The following is a 15,500-nucleotide window of genomic DNA, read 5'->3' on the forward strand; positions in this document are numbered from 1 at the left end:
GACGAGGAGTTTGCTGTGCACTACTGGAAAGACCTGGCCGACGTACCCCGCGGCTATGGTCCGTCAGTGGTGACGCTGGGAAATTTCGACGGCGTCCACCGCGGCCACCAGCAGGTGCTGCGCCGCCTGGTGGAGACCGCGTCCGCCCGCGGGACGCGGGCGGTGGCGATTTCTTTCGATCCGCATCCTTCCCAGGTCCACCGGCCGGACGCCGCCCCGCAGCTGATCATGGGACTGCAGGACCGGGTCGAGGCGCTGGAGGCCAGCGGCCTGGACGGGCTGCTGATGATGACCTACACGCTGGAACTGGCCGGCGAAACCCCTGAGGAGTTCGTCCGCAAAGTCTTCGTGGAGACCCTCGGCGCCACCGCCGTCGTCATCGGCCACGACACGCGGTTCGGGAAGAACAACGCCGGCGACCTGAACACCATGCAGGAACTGGGCCGGCAGTTCGGCTTCACCGTCGAGGTCGTCGACGAATATGAAACCGATGCGGACCTCGGCGCCGCGGGCAGCGGCCGGCGCTACTCGTCGTCCTGGGTCCGGGAAGCCCTCGCCGCGGGGGATGTCGCCACGGCGGCGGAGGTGCTCGGACGCACCCACCGGATGCGCGGCGAAGTCGTGCACGGCGACGCCCGCGGCCGGGAACTGGGTTTTCCCACCGCGAACCTGTCCAAGCATGCAACGGGCATGATCCCCGGCGACGGCGTCTACGCCGGCTGGCTGGTGGACCAGCACGGCACCAGGTGGCCGGCCGCCATCTCGGTGGGCTCGAATCCGACCTTCGAGGGCGCCAGCCGCCGGGTCGAGGCGCACGTCATCGACCGGCCGCAGGAGGACACGGACGACTTCGATCTCTACGGGCAGCAGGTGGTGGTCGAGTTCGTGGAACGCCTGCGCGGCATGGTGGCCTACACCGGCCCCGAGGCCCTGATCGCCCAAATGCGCGACGACGTGGTGCGTACCCGAAGCCTGCTTTCGACAGACCAAGCCCGCAACAGGTAAACTGGCCGATGGATTCGGCTGCGGTCCGTGGCGGCTGTATCCCTCCGTGCTCTGCTGCCGGCAAGCCTCTGGCGGCCGGCGGAGACTGCGGAGCCCCCGGCAGCGAAGTGCTGACTCGGGCCTCACGGCACAACTTCTAGGAGTTACTGTGGCATTAGACGCCGCGCTCAAGCAGGAAATCATCAAGGAATACGCCACGCACGAGGGCGACACGGGTTCTCCCGAGGTTCAGATCGCTGTTCTGTCCCGTCGCATCTCCGACCTGACGGAACACCTGAAGATGCACAAGCACGACCACCACACCCGCCGGGGCCTCATGGCACTGGTCGGCCGCCGTCGTCGCATGCTCACCTACCTGCGTGACACCGACATCACGCGCTACCGTGCGCTCATCGAGCGCCTCGGCCTGCGCCGCTAGTCAGTGACGGAGGCGGCTCTTCCGTCCACTGCGACACGGGGACAGGAGAGCCGCCTTTTTCCTACCGCGCCGGTTTGCGGCGCGGCAGGAGCACGGCCGCCGGGAGACCGTCGGCCGATAACTACATCAACTGGAGACTTTCGGTATCGCGGCATTCGCGGTCCTCGGTAGTGGCTTCCGGGACGCCCTTAAGGGCTTGCCCGTAGGTCTCGATCGAAGACCGGGTGGCGTACAGGCAGGCTGGCCGTGAAGCGGCCTCGCAGGTTTGGGCAGATACCGGCGGCCTCCGCACTCGAAGAAACGGAGGTGGCTCTCTTGGAGGGTCCCGAAATTCAGTACTCAGAAGCTGTCATCGACAACGGCCGGTTCGGCCAGCGCGTGGTCAGGTTCGAAACCGGCCGCGTGGCCCAGCAGGCGGCCGGCTCGGCAATGGTCTACATCGACGAAGACACCGCACTGCTCTCCGCCACCACGGCGGGCAAGTCCCCGCGCGAAGGCTTCGACTTCTTCCCGCTGACCGTCGACGTGGAAGAGCGGATGTACGCCGCCGGCCGCATCCCGGGCTCGTTCTTCCGCCGCGAAGGCCGCCCGTCCACCGAAGCGATCCTGGCCTGCCGCCTGATGGACCGCCCGCTGCGCCCCGCCTTCGTCAAGGGGCTGCGCAACGAGGTCCAGGTAGTGGTGACCGTGTTGGCCATCAATCCCGACGTCATGTACGACGTCGTCGCGATCAACGCCTCCTCGATGTCCACCCAGCTGAGCGGCCTGCCGTTCTCCGGCCCGATCGGCGGCGTCCGCGTGGCGCTCGTGGACGGCCAGTGGGTGGCCTTCCCCAAGCACTCCGAACTGGAGCGCGCCGTGTTCAGCATGGTGGTGGCCGGCCGCATCGCCGCCGGCAACGACATCGCCATCATGATGGTCGAGGCCGAAGCCACCGACAACGCCTGGAACCTGATCAAGGAAGAGGGCGCCACCGCGCCCACCGAAGAGGTCGTGGCCGAGGGCCTCGAGGCCGCCAAGCCGTTCATCCGGGCGCTGTGCGAGGCCCAGTCCGACCTGGCCGCCCGCGCGGCCAAGCCGACGGTCGAATTCCCGATCTTCAAGGACTACGAGGACGATGCCTTCGCCGCCGTGGAGTCCGCCGCAGCTGCCAAGCTGACGGAAATCTTCTCGATCGGCGACAAGCAGCAGCGCAACGAGGCCGCAGACGCGTTCAAGGCCGAGATCCTGGCGCAGCTGGCCGGCACCGAGACGGCGGAATTCGCCGGTCGCGAGAAGGAAATTTCCGCGGCTTTCAACGCCGTGACCAAGAAGGTTGTCCGCCAGCGCATCCTCACCGAGCAGGTGCGCATCGACGGCCGCGGGCTGAGCGACATCCGCAAGCTGACCGCCGAGGTCGAGGTCCTGCCCCGCGTCCACGGCTCGGCCATCTTCGAGCGCGGCGAAACCCAGATCCTGGGCGTCACCACGCTGAACATGCTGAAGATGGAGCAGCAGATCGATTCGCTGTCGCCGGTGACGCGCAAGCGCTACATGCACAACTACAACTTCCCGCCGTACTCCACCGGTGAGACCGGCCGCGTGGGCTCGCCCAAGCGCCGCGAAATCGGCCACGGCGCGCTGGCCGAGCGCGCTCTGGTGCCGGTGCTGCCGTCGCGTGAAGAGTTCCCGTACGCCATCCGCCAGGTCTCCGAGGCGCTGAGCTCCAACGGCTCCACCTCCATGGGCTCGGTCTGCGCCTCCACCCTGTCCCTGCTCAACGCCGGCGTGCCGCTGAAGGCCCCGGTCGCCGGCATCGCCATGGGACTTGTCTCCGACCAGGTCGACGGTGAAACCCGCTACGCGGCGCTCACCGACATCCTGGGTGCCGAGGACGCCATGGGCGACATGGACTTCAAGGTCGCCGGTACCTCGGAGTTCGTCACCGCCATCCAGCTCGATACCAAGCTCGACGGCATCCCGGCGTCCGTGCTGGCCGCCGCCCTGAAGCAGGCCCGCGAGGCACGGCTTCACATTCTCGGCGTGATCAATGCCGCGATCGACCAGCCGGACGAAATGAGCGAATTCGCCCCGCGGATCATCTCGGTCAAGATCCCGGTGGACAAGATCGGCGAGGTCATCGGCCCGAAGGGCAAGATGATCAACCAGATCCAGGAAGACACCGGCGCGGACATCTCCATCGAGGACGACGGCACCGTGCTGATCGGCGCGACCGACGGTGCGGCCGCCGAAGCCGCCCGCGCCGCCGTCAACGCGATCGCCAACCCGCAGATCCCCGAGGTGGGCGAGCGCTACCTGGGCACGGTCGTGAAGACCACCACCTTCGGTGCCTTCGTGTCGCTGACCCCGGGCAAGGACGGCCTGCTGCACATCTCCGAGCTGCGCAAGCTGGCCGGCGGCAAGCGCGTGGACAACGTCGACGACGTGGTGTCGGTGGGCCAGAAGGTCCAGGTCGAGATCACCAAGATCGACGACCGCGGCAAGCTGTCCCTCGCCCCCGTAGTGGCCGAGGACGCCGCAGCCGACGAGGCGTCGGCCGAAGAGGCCGTGGCCGAGTAAGCATGACCGTCGTCGCCCTGCCGCTGGTCGGCAGCATGCAGCATGCCGACGCCACCGAGCTCGGCGGGTCGGACCCCACACTGGTCCACGGCGAACCGGGCGGCGCCATCGTGCGCCGCTCGGTGCTGCCCGGGGGAGTGCGGGTGCTGACCGAAGCGATGCCCGGCCAGCGGTCGGCGACGATCGGATTCTGGGTCGGTGTTGGCTCGCGGGATGAAGCCGCGGGCCAACACGGCTCGACCCACTTTCTGGAGCATCTGCTCTTCAAGGGCACCAGGCGCCGGACGGCGCTGGACATCGCCTCCGCCTTCGACGAGGTCGGCGGCGAATCCAATGCGGCCACGGCCAAGGAAAGCACGTGCTACTACGCCCGCGTCCTGGATTCGGACCTGCCGATGGCCATCGACGTGATCGCCGACATGATCACCTCCGCGGTCCTTGACCCGCAGGAGCTGGAGCAGGAACGCGGAGTCATCCTCGAAGAGATCGCCATGGACAATGACGATCCCGCGGACGTCTGCCACGAAAAATTTGTTGAGGCGGTGCTCGGCGGGCACCCCCTGGGCCGGCCGATCGGCGGGACGCCGGAGGCGATCAAGGCGGTGGCCCGGGAATCGGTCTGGGCCCACTACCAGCGCTACTACCGGCCCGACGAGCTGGTGGTCACCGCGGCCGGCGGGCTGGACCACGACGCGGTGTGCGCCCAGGTGCTCGCCGCCCTGGAGTCGGCCGGCTGGCACCTCGAGGCCGGTGCGGTCCCGGTGCCCAGGCGGGAGACGGCGGCCGCAGCCATCGCCCCCGTCGCCGGCACGTACGTGCACCGCCGCCCGGTCGAGCAGGCCAACATCGTCATGGGCTGCCCGTCCATCAACGCCACCGACGAGCGCCGCTTCGTCATGAGCGTGCTCAATGCCGTGCTGGGCGGCGGCATGTCCTCCCGGCTCTTCCAGGAGATCCGGGAGAAACGGGGCCTGGCCTACGCCACCTATTCGTTCTCCGGCGCCTACGCCGATGCGGGCTACTTCGGCATGTATGCCGGTTGTTCGCCGGCCAAGACCGGCCAGGTCATCGACCTGCTCGGGGCCGAGCTCGACCGGCTGGCGGCCGACGGCATCTCCGCCGACGAGCTGCGCCGGGCCGTCGGCCAGCTTTCCGGCGGCATCGTGATGGCCCTGGAAGACAGCGGTTCCCGGATGTCGCGGCTGGGCCGGGCCGAGCTGGTGTCGGGGGAGTTCTTGGACATCGACGAGTCGCTCGCCCGGATCGAGGCCGTGACCGCCGGGCAGGTCCGGGAGCTCGCCGTCGAACTGGCAGCGGCGCCGCGCGTGGTCACCGTCGTCGGCCCCTTCGACTCTGCGGCGGACTTCGGCCGGTAACCGGGCCCCTGCCCGCCCGGCGGCCGGTAACCGGCCGCCGTCCGCCTCCACGGAGATGAGGGGGCGCGGTCAGCCGCCGGCGAACGGCGGCAGGATGTCAATCACGTCGTCTGCCGCCAGCGGTGCCTGCCGGTCCTTCCACGCCACCTCGTTGCGCAGGAAACTGCTCCGGGCGAGGACCGACTCCATGGAGGGAGCGGACGACCTGCCGGGTGCGGCAGGCATCGGACGCCCGCCCCCAGCCGAGGGGACGGCCCCGGCACCGACGGGCACCGGTTCCTTCGCCGCCGCGGTGCTGTGCCGGGCGATGACCTCGCGCAGCACCGTCTCCAGCGTGCTGCCGTCGGGCAGCGGCAGGGATTCCTCCTCGACGCCGGCGGCGGCCTGCGCCGCCCCAAAATACCGGATGATCATCTATCCGCCTATCGCACTCATGGTCCGGTCCGGCTGGACGAAGTCCGTGCCGCCCAGACCCGCATGATCCATACCGTGGGCCTTGGGTTTGCCCCACATCGCATGCCGCCACCGTTCCGCCACTGCCTCGTCGTCCGCGCCGGAGCGCAGGAGGTCCAGCAGGTCAGTTTCCTCGTGCGAGAACAGGCAGGAGCGCACCTTGCCCTCGGCCGTGACCCGGGTGCGGCGGCAGTCGGCACAGAACGGCTCGGTTACGGAGGCGATGATTCCCACGGTGCCGGCGACGACGCCGGGGCGGCCCCGCCGCCGCACCTCCCACCGTTCCGCCGGGGCGCCGTCGCGTGAGCGCGGGTCCGGGGAGAGCAGGAAGACCGGCTCCAACAGGGCGCGGATCTCGGCGGCCGACAGCATGTTCTGCCGGGTCCAGCCATGGTCCGCGTCCAGCGGCATCTGTTCGATGAACCTTAGCTCGTAGCCCCGTTCCACCGCCCAGTCCAGCAGCGCGGGCGCCTCGGCGTCGTTGATGCCGCGCATCAGCACCGCGTTGATCTTCAGCAGGCCCAGGCCGGCCGCGTCGGCGGCTTCGATGCCGGCGAGCACCCGGTCAAGGAACGGGCGGCGGGTCAGCTGCGCAAACGTCTCCGGGTGCAGCGAGTCCAGCGAGACGTTGATCCGGGTCAGGCCGGCCGCCTTCAGGGCGGCCGCCTTCTTCTCCAGCCCGAGGGCGTTGGTGGTCAGCGACACCGGCAGGTCGGGGTGGTTGTTGCGGACGGCAGCGATGATGTCCACCAGCCCGGCACGGACCAGGGGTTCGCCGCCGGTCAGGCGCAGCTCGCGCACGCCCAGCCGCCCGACGGCGATCCGTACCAGCCGGACCACCTCGTCGTCGCTGAGGACCTGTTCCTTGGCCAGCCAGTCCAAGCCTTCGGCCGGCATGCAATAGGTGCAGCGGAGATTGCACTTGTCGGTCAGCGAGATCCGCAGGTCGGTGGCCACCCGGCCAAAGCGGTCCACCAGCGCCGGGCCGGTCCCTGCGGGGCGCGCCGGGGCCGCGGCGGACGCGGTCCCGCCGGGAACCTGCGGCATTCCCAGATCAACGCTCATACCTCGAGGGTACCCGGCGGAGGGCGGCGCATGCGGGATGGTTCCGGCAGGGGCGACACCGGACGCAACCCGAACGTGTCCGGTTCCGCATTTGCGGAACTATACTGCTTTCCATGACGCAGATACGCATCTCGGATGCTGCGCGCTTCCTGGGGGTCAGCGACGATACCCTGCGCCGCTGGATCGACGCCGGAGCGCTGGCCAAGCACCGGGACGCCTCCGGCCGGGCGACCGTGGACGGCGCGGAGCTGGCCGCCCTGGCCCGGGAGCAGGCTGCCCTGCCCCAGGATCCCACCGGGATCGGCAGCTCGGCCCGCAACCGCTTCGTGGGGATCGTGACCGATGTCCGGCTGGACGCGGTGATGGCCCAGGTGGAGCTGCAGTGCGGTCCGCACCGGGTGGTGTCCTTGATGAGTGCCGAAGCCGTGCGGGACCTCGGCATCGAACCGGGGTCGGTGGCGGTGGCCTCGGTCAAGGCGACCATGGTCGCCGTTGAGACGCCGTCGGGGACGAGCTGAGGTGCGCCGCTGGCAGCGCCTGGCCGGCCCGGCGGCGGCCGCGGCCTGCGTCCTCGCCGGCAGCGCGTGCGCGGCGCCGGGGCCGTCGGGAGCGGGCGCGGCGGGCCGGTCGGACGGTTCCGGGCCCGAGGGCACGGTGACCGTTTTCGCGGCGGCGTCGTTGCACTCCGTCTTCTCCGGGCTGGCCGACGAGTTCGAGGCCGGCCACCCCGGGGTGGAGGTGCGCCTGAACAGCGGGGGTTCTTCGGACCTCGCCGCCCAGATCCTGGCAGGGGCCCCGGCGGACGTTTTCGCGGCGGCCGACCAGGCGACCATGGACCTGGTTGGCGGCCACGGACTGAACGAGGGCCCGCCGGCGGTCTTTGCCACCAACGTGCTGCAGATCGCGGTGCCCGCCGCGAACCCCGCCGGCGTCTCGTCGCTGGACGACCTGGCCGAACCCGGGGTCAAAACCGTGCTGTGCGCACCCCAGGTTCCCTGCGGCGCCGCGGCCGCCGCCGTCCAGCGCGCCGCCGGCGTGCACATCCCGGCGGTCAGCGAAGAGCAGTCGGTCACCGACGTCCTGGGCAAGGTGCTCTCCGGCCAGGCCGACGCCGGCCTGGTGTATGCGACGGACGTGCAGGGCGCCGGAGGCAAGGCCCGCGGCATCTCCATCCCCGAAGCCGGGCAGGCGGTCAACGCCTACCCGATCGTCGGCCTGAAGGGGGCGGACAACCCGGCGGCAGCCGAGGCCTTCGTAGATCTCGTGACCGGGGACGCAGGCCGGAAGGCCCTGGCGGCGGCGGGATTCGGCCCGCCCTAAGCGCAGCGCGGCGCCCGGCCCCGGCCAGGGCGCCCGGATGGGATGCGGACAACCTTCGGAACGAACGGGAGAACATGACGACGACGACGGCGGTGCGCGCCCCGGTGCCCTACTGGGTGTATCCGCTGGCTGCGGCCGGCGCCGTCTTCGTCCTGCTGCCGCTGGCCGGGATGGCCGCGCGCGTGAACTGGCCGGAGTTCCCACGGCTCGTGACCTCCGAGCCGGCGCTGGCCGCGCTGGGACTGAGCCTGCGGACTGCCGCCGCCAGCACGGCCCTGTGCATCGTGCTGGGCGTCCCGATGGCGCTGGTGCTGGCGCGCAGCAGTTTCCCCGGCCAGCAGGTCGTCCGGTCGCTGGTGCTGTTGCCCCTGGTGCTGCCGCCCGTCGTCGGCGGCCTGGCCCTGCTGTATACGTTCGGCCGGCGCGGGCTGCTCGGCGGCACCTTCGAAATGATCGGCATAGAGATCGCGTTCTCCACCACGGCCGTGGTGCTCGCGCAGTCCTTCGTGGCGCTGCCGTTCCTCGTGTTGAGCCTGGAAGGTGCGCTGCGCACGGCGGGCACCAGGTATGAAACGGTTGCGGCGACGTTGGGCGCCAGGCCGTCCCGCGTCCTGCGCACGGTGACCCTGCCGCTGGTGCTGCCCGGGCTGCTCTCCGGGGCGGTGCTGTCCTTTGCCCGGTGCCTGGGCGAGTTCGGGGCCACCCTGACTTTTGCCGGAAGCCTGCAGGGAGTCACGCGCACGCTCCCGCTGGAGATCTACCTGCAGCGGGAAACCGATGCGGATGCCGCGGTGGCGCTGTCGCTCGTGTTGGTGGTGGTCGCCGTCGCGGTGGTGATGCTGGTCCACCGCAGGAGCGGCCCGGGCCGGGCGGCGGGTGTCCCATGAGCCTGGACCTGACCGCGCGGCTGCCGTCCCGCGGCTTCGAGGCGGACTTCAGCGTCGCGGACGGAGAAACCGTCGCCGTGCTCGGCCCGAACGGGGCCGGCAAGTCGACCCTGCTGGGTCTGGTTGCCGGGCTGCTCCGTCCCGCCTGGGGCCGGGCGGAACTGGACGGCAAGGTCCTGTTCAGCGCCGGGCAGCCACAGCCGGACCGCTGGGTGCCCGCCCATGCCCGCGGCGTCGGCCTGCTGGCGCAGGAACCGCTGTTGTTTCCGCATCTGCGCGTCGAGGCCAACGTTGCCTACGGGTTGCGCAGCCGGGGAGCTTCCCGGGCCGATGCCCGCAGGGCCGCCCGGCACTGGCTCGCGGAACTGGAAGCCTCCGGGCTGGCCGACCGTCGGCCGGGTGAGCTGTCCGGGGGCCAGGCGCAGCGCGTCGCGGTAGCCCGCGCGCTGGCGGCCGACCCCTCGCTGCTGCTGTTTGACGAGCCGATGTCCGCCCTGGATATCACGGCCGCCCCGGCCCTGCGCAGGCTGCTCCGCCGGGTGCTGGCGGGGCGGAGCGCCGTCATCGTCACCCACGAGCCGCTGGATGCCCTGCTGCTGGCCGACCGGGTGGTGGTCATGGACGGCGGGCGGATCGTCGAGCAGGGGCCGGTGCGCGAGGTGTTTGCCCGGCCGCGCAGTGCCTTCGCCGCCGGGATGACCGGCCTGAACTTCGTCACCGGCACCGCCACGGAGACCGGACTGGCCGGCGCCGACGGGACGCACTGGAGCGGGGAAGCCGAAGCCGGGCTGCGTCCCGGGGACCCCGCGGCGGCGGTGTTCCGTCCTGCCTCGGTGGCGCTGTTCCCCGACCTGCCGGCCGGCAGCCCGCGCAACGCCGTGGCGGCCACCGTGACCGAACTGGTGCCGCACGGCGGCCTGGTCACGGTCAGGGCCGGCGAGCTGGCCGCCGAGGTCACGCCCGCCGCGGTTTCCGACCTGTCGCTGGCGCCGGGGGAACGCGTGCACTTTGTGGTCAAGGCGGCCGAGGTGTCGATCTACCCGCGCTGACGTCCCCGTCCGGGGAAGCCCCGCGGGGCCGCCCAAGGCCGTCCCCTAGGATGGCAGCAGAACATGCACGCGCGGCACCCTTTCCGGCACCCGGCCGTCGGTTCCGCCTGCGACAAGGAGGGCCAGTGGCACAGAGCGTTGCCGGGCATTGCGCCGTCGTCGAGGAATTGCTCCGTCACGCCGCACGGGACTGCCTCGCCGGGAGCGAGACGGTGGCGCTGGCGTCGGCCCTCGGGCGGGTGCTGGCCGCCGACGTGGCCGCGCCGATGAGCCTGCCGCCCTTCGCGAACTCGCAGATGGACGGCTACGCGGTCCGCAGCGCGGAGACAACCGGCGGGGCGGGGTTCGCCGTGGCCCCGGCGATTCCCGCCGGCTATGCCGCCCCGGCGTTGCCGCCGAACGCGGCCGCGCCGATCATGACGGGGGCGATGCTGCCCGCGGGGGCGGACGCCGTCGTGCCGATCGAGGAAGCGGTGCCGGACTCTTTCCCGGCCGAGGGCGAGGGAGGCACGGTAACCCTGCCGGAAACCGAGGCCGGCCGGTTCGTCCGCGCCGCCGGCAGCGACATCGCCGCCGGCGACCTCGCGCTGGCGGCCGGAACGTTGCTGAAGGCGCCGCAGCTGGGCCTGCTCGCCGCGCTCGGCCTGGCCTCGGCCGACGTGCGGCCGCGGCTGCGGGTGCTGCTGCTGAGCACGGGCGACGAGGTGGTGGCCGCCGGCGCCCGGCTGCGGGCCGGGCAGATCTACGATGCCAACAACACCCTGCTGGCGGCCTCGCTGCGGGAGGCCGGCTGCGAGGTGGTCTCGAGCCGGATCCTGGCGGACTCCGCGCCCGGGTTCCGCCGCCGGCTCGACGACGACCTGCGCCGCCACGGCGCCGACCTGGTGCTGACCTCCGGCGGAATCTCCAAGGGGGCCTTCGAAGTGGTCCGGCAGGCGCTCGAGCCCGAAGGGGTGGCCTTCGCCTCGGTGGCTATGCAGCCGGGCGGGCCGCAAGGCGCCGGCCGGATCGGCGAGGCGGTGTTCTTGGCGTTCCCGGGCAACCCGGTCAGCTGCCTGGTCTCGTTCGAGATGTTCCTGCGGCCGGCGCTGACGGCCGTGCTGGGAGCCCCCGCTCCGCGGGCGGTGCTGCGCGCCCCGCTGGCGGAAGCCGCGGAGTCACCGGCCGGCAAACACCAGGTGCGGCGCGGCCGCTACGACGGCGGACGGGTGCAACTGGTCGGCGGAGCGGGGTCCCACCTGGTGCACGCGCTGGCGCAGTCCAACGCGCTGGTCCACCTGCCCGTGGGGATGGAACGCGCCGAAGCCGGCCAGGACGTGGAAATATGGCTGCTATGAGTGAAGCAGAACGCCTGACCCACGTCCGCGAGGACGGCACGGCGCACATGGTCGATGTCAGCGGCAAGGACGAAACCACCCGGGAAGCCACGGCGCAGGCCGTGCTGATCACCCGCCCCGACGTGGTGGAACTCCTGGCCGCCGGTTCGCTGCCCAAGGGCGACGCGTTGGCCGTCAGCCGGGTCGCCGGGATCATGGCGGCCAAGCAGACGCCGCAGCTGATCCCGCTGTGCCACCCGCTGCCGATCAGCAAGGTCACGGTCGACTTTTTCCCGACCGCGGAATCCGTGCGGATCGAGGCGACGGTGAAGACCCGCTCGGTCACCGGCGTGGAAATGGAGGCGCTGACCTCCGCCTCGGTGGCGGCACTGAGCCTGTACGACATGGTCAAGGCCGTGGACAAGCACGCGGTCATCTCCGACATCAAGGTGCTGGCAAAATCCGGAGGCAAGAGCGGGGACTGGGCGCTGTGAGCGCCAGGACCGCCGGCATCATCGTCGCCTCCACCCGCGCCGCGGCCGGTGCCTACGAGGACGAATGCGCCCCCTTGATCTCCGAGTGGCTGGCCGGACACGGGCTGGCCGCCGGCGTCCCCCAGATCGTCGCCGACGGCGAACCCGTCCGCCAGGCGCTGCGGAAGATGCTCGCCGCCGGGCCCCGGGTGATCGTCACCAGCGGAGGCACCGGGCTGGCCGCCGACGACCGCACCCCGGAAATCACCGCCGTCGCGCTGGAACGGGAATTGCCCGGGGTGATGGAAGCCATCCGCGCGTACGGGCGGACCAAGACCCCGCTGGCCGCGCTGAGCCGGGGCGTGGCCGGGACCGCCGGGTCCACCTTTGTGGTCAACCTGCCCGGCTCTCCCGGGGGAGTGCGCGACGGCCTGGCCGCCCTGGATCCGCTGATCGGGCACATCTGCGCGCAGTTGGAAGGCGACACCGACGCAGGCCATGCCGGCTGACGCGCTCCGCGCCGGTCAACGCCGGCCAAGGGATACTGGAAGCATGCAGCCGATGAGAGGACAACCATGACCAGCACGGTGCTGTACGCCGCGGTAACCGGCGAGGCGATCGACGCGGGCGAAGCTACCGCCGCGGTGGGCTCCGCCGAGTGCGGCGCCGTGGTCAGCTTCAGCGGCGTGGTCCGCAACCACGACGGCGGCCAGGCCGTGGCCGCGCTGTCCTACTCCGCCCACCCCAGCGCCCAGCGCGTGATCGCCGAGGTCGCGGGGCGCATCGCCGCGGACCACGACGGCGTGCGCATCTGGGTGGCACACCGCACCGGCCCGCTGGCGATCGGCGACCCGGCCCTGGTCGCCGCCGTCGCGTCGGCGCACCGCGCCGAAGCCTTCGCGGCCTGCTCGGAGCTGGTGGACCGGATCAAGGAAGAGGTGCCGGTCTGGAAGGAACAGCACTTCGCCGACGGCAGCACCGAATGGGTCGGCATCGGCCAGTAGCGATACGCTGGAGGGCATGACTGAGCAACTTGCGGTGGCCGTGCTGGGCGCCGGCGGACGGATGGGCAGCGAGGCCGTCGCGGCCATCCAGAGCGCCCCTGACCTGGACCTGGTGGCCGCGCTGAAGCGTGGCGACGCGCTGGAAGAGCTGGTGGCCGCGGGGACGCAGGTCGTGGTCGACCTGACCACCCCGGACAACACCGAGGCCAACGTCCGCTTCGCCGTCGAGCACGGCATGCACGCGGTGGTCGGCACCACCGGCTGGGACCAGGCCAGGCGCGACTCGCTGGCGGAACTGCTGGAACAGCATCCCGGAACGGGCGTGCTGATCGCCCCCAACTTCGCGCTCGGTTCCGTGCTGGCCTCGGCCTTCGCCGCCACCGCCGCCAAGTACTTCGAATCGGTGGAGATCATCGAACTGCACCACCCGGACAAGGTGGACGCGCCCTCCGGCACCGCGGTCCGCACGGCGCAGCTGGTGGCCGCCGCCCGCATGGACGCCGGCGTTCCCGCCGGCCCCGACGCCACCACCACGACGCTGGACGGGGCCCGCGGCGCCGACGTGGAAGGCGTGCGCGTGCACAGCGTGAGGCTGCGCGGCCTGGTGGCGCACCAGGAGGTGCTGCTCGGCGGGCCGGGCGAACAACTGACCATCCGGCACGATTCCTTCGACCGCGCCTCCTTCATGCCCGGCGTCCTGCTGGGCGTCCGGACCGTCGCCGGGCGGCCCGGACTGACCTACGGACTCGACGGGTACCTGGAACTTTCATGAGCAACGCCGAACACACGGGCCCCGCAGCGGACGGCGGCAACGGCCGCATCGGCTGGTATGCCCGGCACGGAGCCAAGATCTGGGTCGGCGTGATTATCGTGCTGCTGGTGGGCTACCTGGGAGCCACGCTGCAGCGGGCCTGGCTGATGCTCAGCGAACCCGACCCCGTAGCCAAGGGCTTGGGCATTGCGCTGGTGGTCCTGCCGATCATCGGGGCCTGGGCGCTCAGCCGGGAATTGCTGTTCGGCGCGCGGATGTCCAGGCTGGCCCGGACCCTGGAAGCCGAAGGCGGGCTGCCCGTGGACGACCTGCCGCGCACGCCGGGCGGGCGCATCGTGCGGGAGGCGGCCGACCGGGAGTTCCTGGTGTACCAGGCCGAGGCCGAAGCTGCGCCGGAGGACTGGCGCAGCTGGTTCCGCCTCTCGTGCGCCTATGACGCCGCGGGGGACCGCAAGCGTGCCCGCGAGTCGATGCGCCACGCCATCAGCCTCAGCCGCTCCTAGACCGCTCAGCGGCCACGGCTGCCCGCCGGCCGCAGCGCCTCCCGGGTCAGCCGGGCCGCGGTCGAGGTCACCAGCTCGAACGGTCCCCGCCACCCCAGGGCGAGGAAGGCCATACCCACCGCCACCGCTGCCGCTGCCTGCCACAGATAGGTCGGAAGTTCGGGAGCAGCCGGCGGCAACGCGCTGAGCACCCAGACGTGGGCAGAATAGAGCGTCAGCGTCATGGCCCCGGCGCCCGCCAGCGGCAGCAGCAGCCACGGCAGCCGGGACGTCAGCAGCAGGCACACCGCCAGGACCACGGCCGACGTGCCCACCGTGTGCAGCAGGTCAAAGGTCGTACCGGCATGCGGCGACGAGCCGCCCAGCCACCACCACGAGCCGCGCTGCTCGATCCAGCTCATGTTCACCGGGTACACGAGATCGAAGTCCGGCCGCCGTGCCGCCTCGGTCGCCGCGACCTCCGCGTATCCGCCGAGCCGCTCCATCAGGAACCAGGAACCGGCCTTGGCCGCCACGGCCAGCACCGCGCCGGCAGCCAGCAGCCCCAGTTGCACGCCGGTGCGCTGCAGCTCCAGCCGCCCGATCAGCAGGCCCGCCAGCAGATACCCCAGCCACTGCACCACGGGATAGTAGCCGGTGAGGAAAACATCGCTGAGCAGCGTGGCCGGCGTCAGCAGGTCGTAGACCATGGGGTTGTGGCCCAGCTCGGCCGGCTGCACCGCCGCTTCCGCCCAGGGCCGCAGCACGTGGGCCAGCACCGGCGAGACGACGATCCAGCCGGCCGCCCACAGCGCCAGCACACCGCGGCTCAGCTGCAGGAACGGCAGCGCACACAGGAACAGCACGCCGTAATGGATCAGGATCACCGCGACGTTGACTTCCAGCGCGCCCAGCATCATGCCGACCGTGGCAATGAGCAGCGCACGCACGGCAATGCCCCCGCGGTCCGCGGCCAGGCTCCCGCCCCGGTGGCCGCGGCTGCCGCCGGTGAGCAGCGCCAGCCCGACCCCGGCCAGGACCGCGAACAGCGCCGAGGAGCGCCCGGAGAGGACCAGGCCCACGAAGTTCGGCTGCGGGTCCGTGCCGGCGGTCCACGGCGCAAAGATGTGGGTCGCCATCATGCCCAGCAAGGCGATGCCGCGGGCGGCATCAATCCCGGCGATCCGCGGGCGGGTGGAACCTGGGCGCATGCACCGATAATCTCACAGCGGGCGTGGAGGCGGCTGTGAGACCGGCGGCCGGCACGCGATACCGTGAGGGAATGAACAGGTTGGAGAACGCGGCTGCCGCACCCCTGGAG

Annotated in this window: 17 protein-coding genes; 14 read left to right on the forward strand and 3 right to left on the reverse strand. The window is 71.3% G+C overall.

Annotated elements, in window-relative coordinates:
* Positions 1 to 15 precede the first annotated feature (15 nt).
* From AC5RW2_RS28350 to AC5RW2_RS28365, 4 genes are all read left to right on the forward strand, one after another.
* A complete protein-coding gene (locus AC5RW2_RS28350) occupies positions 16 to 1,005 on the forward strand; it encodes a bifunctional riboflavin kinase/FAD synthetase (protein ID WP_494002536.1) in 990 nt (329 codons plus the stop codon).
* A gap of 148 nt (positions 1,006 to 1,153) precedes the next feature.
* Positions 1,154 to 1,423: a 30S ribosomal protein S15 gene (gene rpsO / locus AC5RW2_RS28355; protein WP_494002421.1), complete on the forward strand. Its 270-nt coding sequence runs from the start codon at positions 1,154 to 1,156 to the stop codon at positions 1,421 to 1,423.
* Between the two features lie 315 nt (positions 1,424 to 1,738).
* Positions 1,739 to 3,982 carry a polyribonucleotide nucleotidyltransferase gene (locus tag AC5RW2_RS28360; protein ID WP_494023859.1) on the forward strand — a complete coding sequence of 748 codons (2,244 nt, stop codon included), beginning with the start codon at positions 1,739 to 1,741 and terminating at the stop codon, positions 3,980 to 3,982.
* Positions 3,983 to 3,984: 2 nt separating this feature from the next.
* Entirely contained in the window at positions 3,985 to 5,358 is a 1,374-nt protein-coding gene (locus AC5RW2_RS28365; protein ID WP_494026366.1) for a M16 family metallopeptidase, read from the forward strand.
* Between the two features lie 69 nt (positions 5,359 to 5,427).
* Here the strand turns inward: AC5RW2_RS28365 and AC5RW2_RS28370 are convergent, their stop codons facing one another.
* On the reverse strand, positions 5,428 to 5,772 hold the full coding sequence (locus tag AC5RW2_RS28370; protein ID WP_494002419.1) for a MoaD/ThiS family protein: 345 nt from the start codon (positions 5,770 to 5,772) through the stop codon (positions 5,428 to 5,430).
* Positions 5,773 to 6,876, reverse strand: coding sequence for a GTP 3',8-cyclase MoaA (gene moaA, locus AC5RW2_RS28375; protein ID WP_494026365.1), 1,104 nt, complete (start codon positions 6,874 to 6,876; stop codon positions 5,773 to 5,775).
* A 113-nt stretch (positions 6,877 to 6,989) separates the two neighbouring features.
* Here moaA and AC5RW2_RS28380 point away from each other — a divergent pair, with 113 nt between their 5' ends.
* The 10 genes from AC5RW2_RS28380 to AC5RW2_RS28425 all read left to right on the forward strand — a co-directional run bounded on the left by AC5RW2_RS28380 (position 6,990) and on the right by AC5RW2_RS28425 (position 14,200).
* Positions 6,990 to 7,394 (forward strand): TOBE domain-containing protein, encoded by a 405-nt coding sequence (locus tag AC5RW2_RS28380; protein ID WP_494002417.1) that lies wholly within the window; start codon positions 6,990 to 6,992, stop codon positions 7,392 to 7,394.
* 1 nt (position 7,395) lies between these two features.
* Positions 7,396 to 8,196, forward strand: a complete 801-nt coding sequence (gene modA / locus AC5RW2_RS28385; protein WP_494026364.1) for a molybdate ABC transporter substrate-binding protein — start codon at positions 7,396 to 7,398, stop codon at positions 8,194 to 8,196.
* 74 nt (positions 8,197 to 8,270) lie between these two features.
* Positions 8,271 to 9,083, forward strand: coding sequence for an ABC transporter permease (locus tag AC5RW2_RS28390; RefSeq protein WP_494002415.1), 813 nt, complete (start codon positions 8,271 to 8,273; stop codon positions 9,081 to 9,083).
* Positions 9,080 to 10,132, forward strand: coding sequence for a sulfate/molybdate ABC transporter ATP-binding protein (locus AC5RW2_RS28395; RefSeq protein WP_494026362.1), 1,053 nt, complete (start codon positions 9,080 to 9,082; stop codon positions 10,130 to 10,132). Before AC5RW2_RS28390 ends, AC5RW2_RS28395 begins: the two co-directional genes overlap by 4 nt.
* A 125-nt stretch (positions 10,133 to 10,257) precedes the next feature.
* The gene (locus AC5RW2_RS28400; protein WP_494026361.1) at positions 10,258 to 11,469 is read left to right on the forward strand and encodes a molybdopterin molybdotransferase MoeA; all 1,212 of its coding nucleotides are present in this window, start codon (positions 10,258 to 10,260) and stop codon (positions 11,467 to 11,469) included.
* Positions 11,466 to 11,942 carry a cyclic pyranopterin monophosphate synthase MoaC gene (gene moaC / locus AC5RW2_RS28405; protein ID WP_494026360.1) on the forward strand — a complete coding sequence of 159 codons (477 nt, stop codon included), beginning with the start codon at positions 11,466 to 11,468 and terminating at the stop codon, positions 11,940 to 11,942. The genes AC5RW2_RS28400 and moaC overlap by 4 nt, the downstream gene beginning before the upstream one ends.
* Positions 11,939 to 12,430, forward strand: a complete 492-nt coding sequence (locus tag AC5RW2_RS28410) for a MogA/MoaB family molybdenum cofactor biosynthesis protein (RefSeq protein WP_494002411.1) — start codon at positions 11,939 to 11,941, stop codon at positions 12,428 to 12,430. Before moaC ends, AC5RW2_RS28410 begins: the two co-directional genes overlap by 4 nt.
* 66 nt (positions 12,431 to 12,496) lie before the next feature.
* Positions 12,497 to 12,925, forward strand: coding sequence for a molybdenum cofactor biosynthesis protein MoaE (locus AC5RW2_RS28415; protein ID WP_494002410.1), 429 nt, complete (start codon positions 12,497 to 12,499; stop codon positions 12,923 to 12,925).
* A 16-nt stretch (positions 12,926 to 12,941) separates the two neighbouring features.
* Positions 12,942 to 13,697, forward strand: a complete 756-nt coding sequence (gene dapB, locus AC5RW2_RS28420) for a 4-hydroxy-tetrahydrodipicolinate reductase (protein WP_494026359.1) — start codon at positions 12,942 to 12,944, stop codon at positions 13,695 to 13,697.
* Positions 13,694 to 14,200, forward strand: coding sequence for a tetratricopeptide repeat protein (locus AC5RW2_RS28425; RefSeq protein ID WP_494023815.1), 507 nt, complete (start codon positions 13,694 to 13,696; stop codon positions 14,198 to 14,200). The genes dapB and AC5RW2_RS28425 overlap by 4 nt, the downstream gene beginning before the upstream one ends.
* A 5-nt stretch (positions 14,201 to 14,205) precedes the next feature.
* On the opposite strand, the gene AC5RW2_RS28430 is transcribed toward AC5RW2_RS28425, so the two are convergent.
* The gene (locus AC5RW2_RS28430) at positions 14,206 to 15,390 is read right to left on the reverse strand and encodes a heparan-alpha-glucosaminide N-acetyltransferase domain-containing protein (protein ID WP_494026358.1); all 1,185 of its coding nucleotides are present in this window, start codon (positions 15,388 to 15,390) and stop codon (positions 14,206 to 14,208) included.
* Between the last annotated feature and the right edge of the window lie 110 nt (positions 15,391 to 15,500).

The organism is Arthrobacter sp. B0316-1-20 (assembly GCF_059091865.1).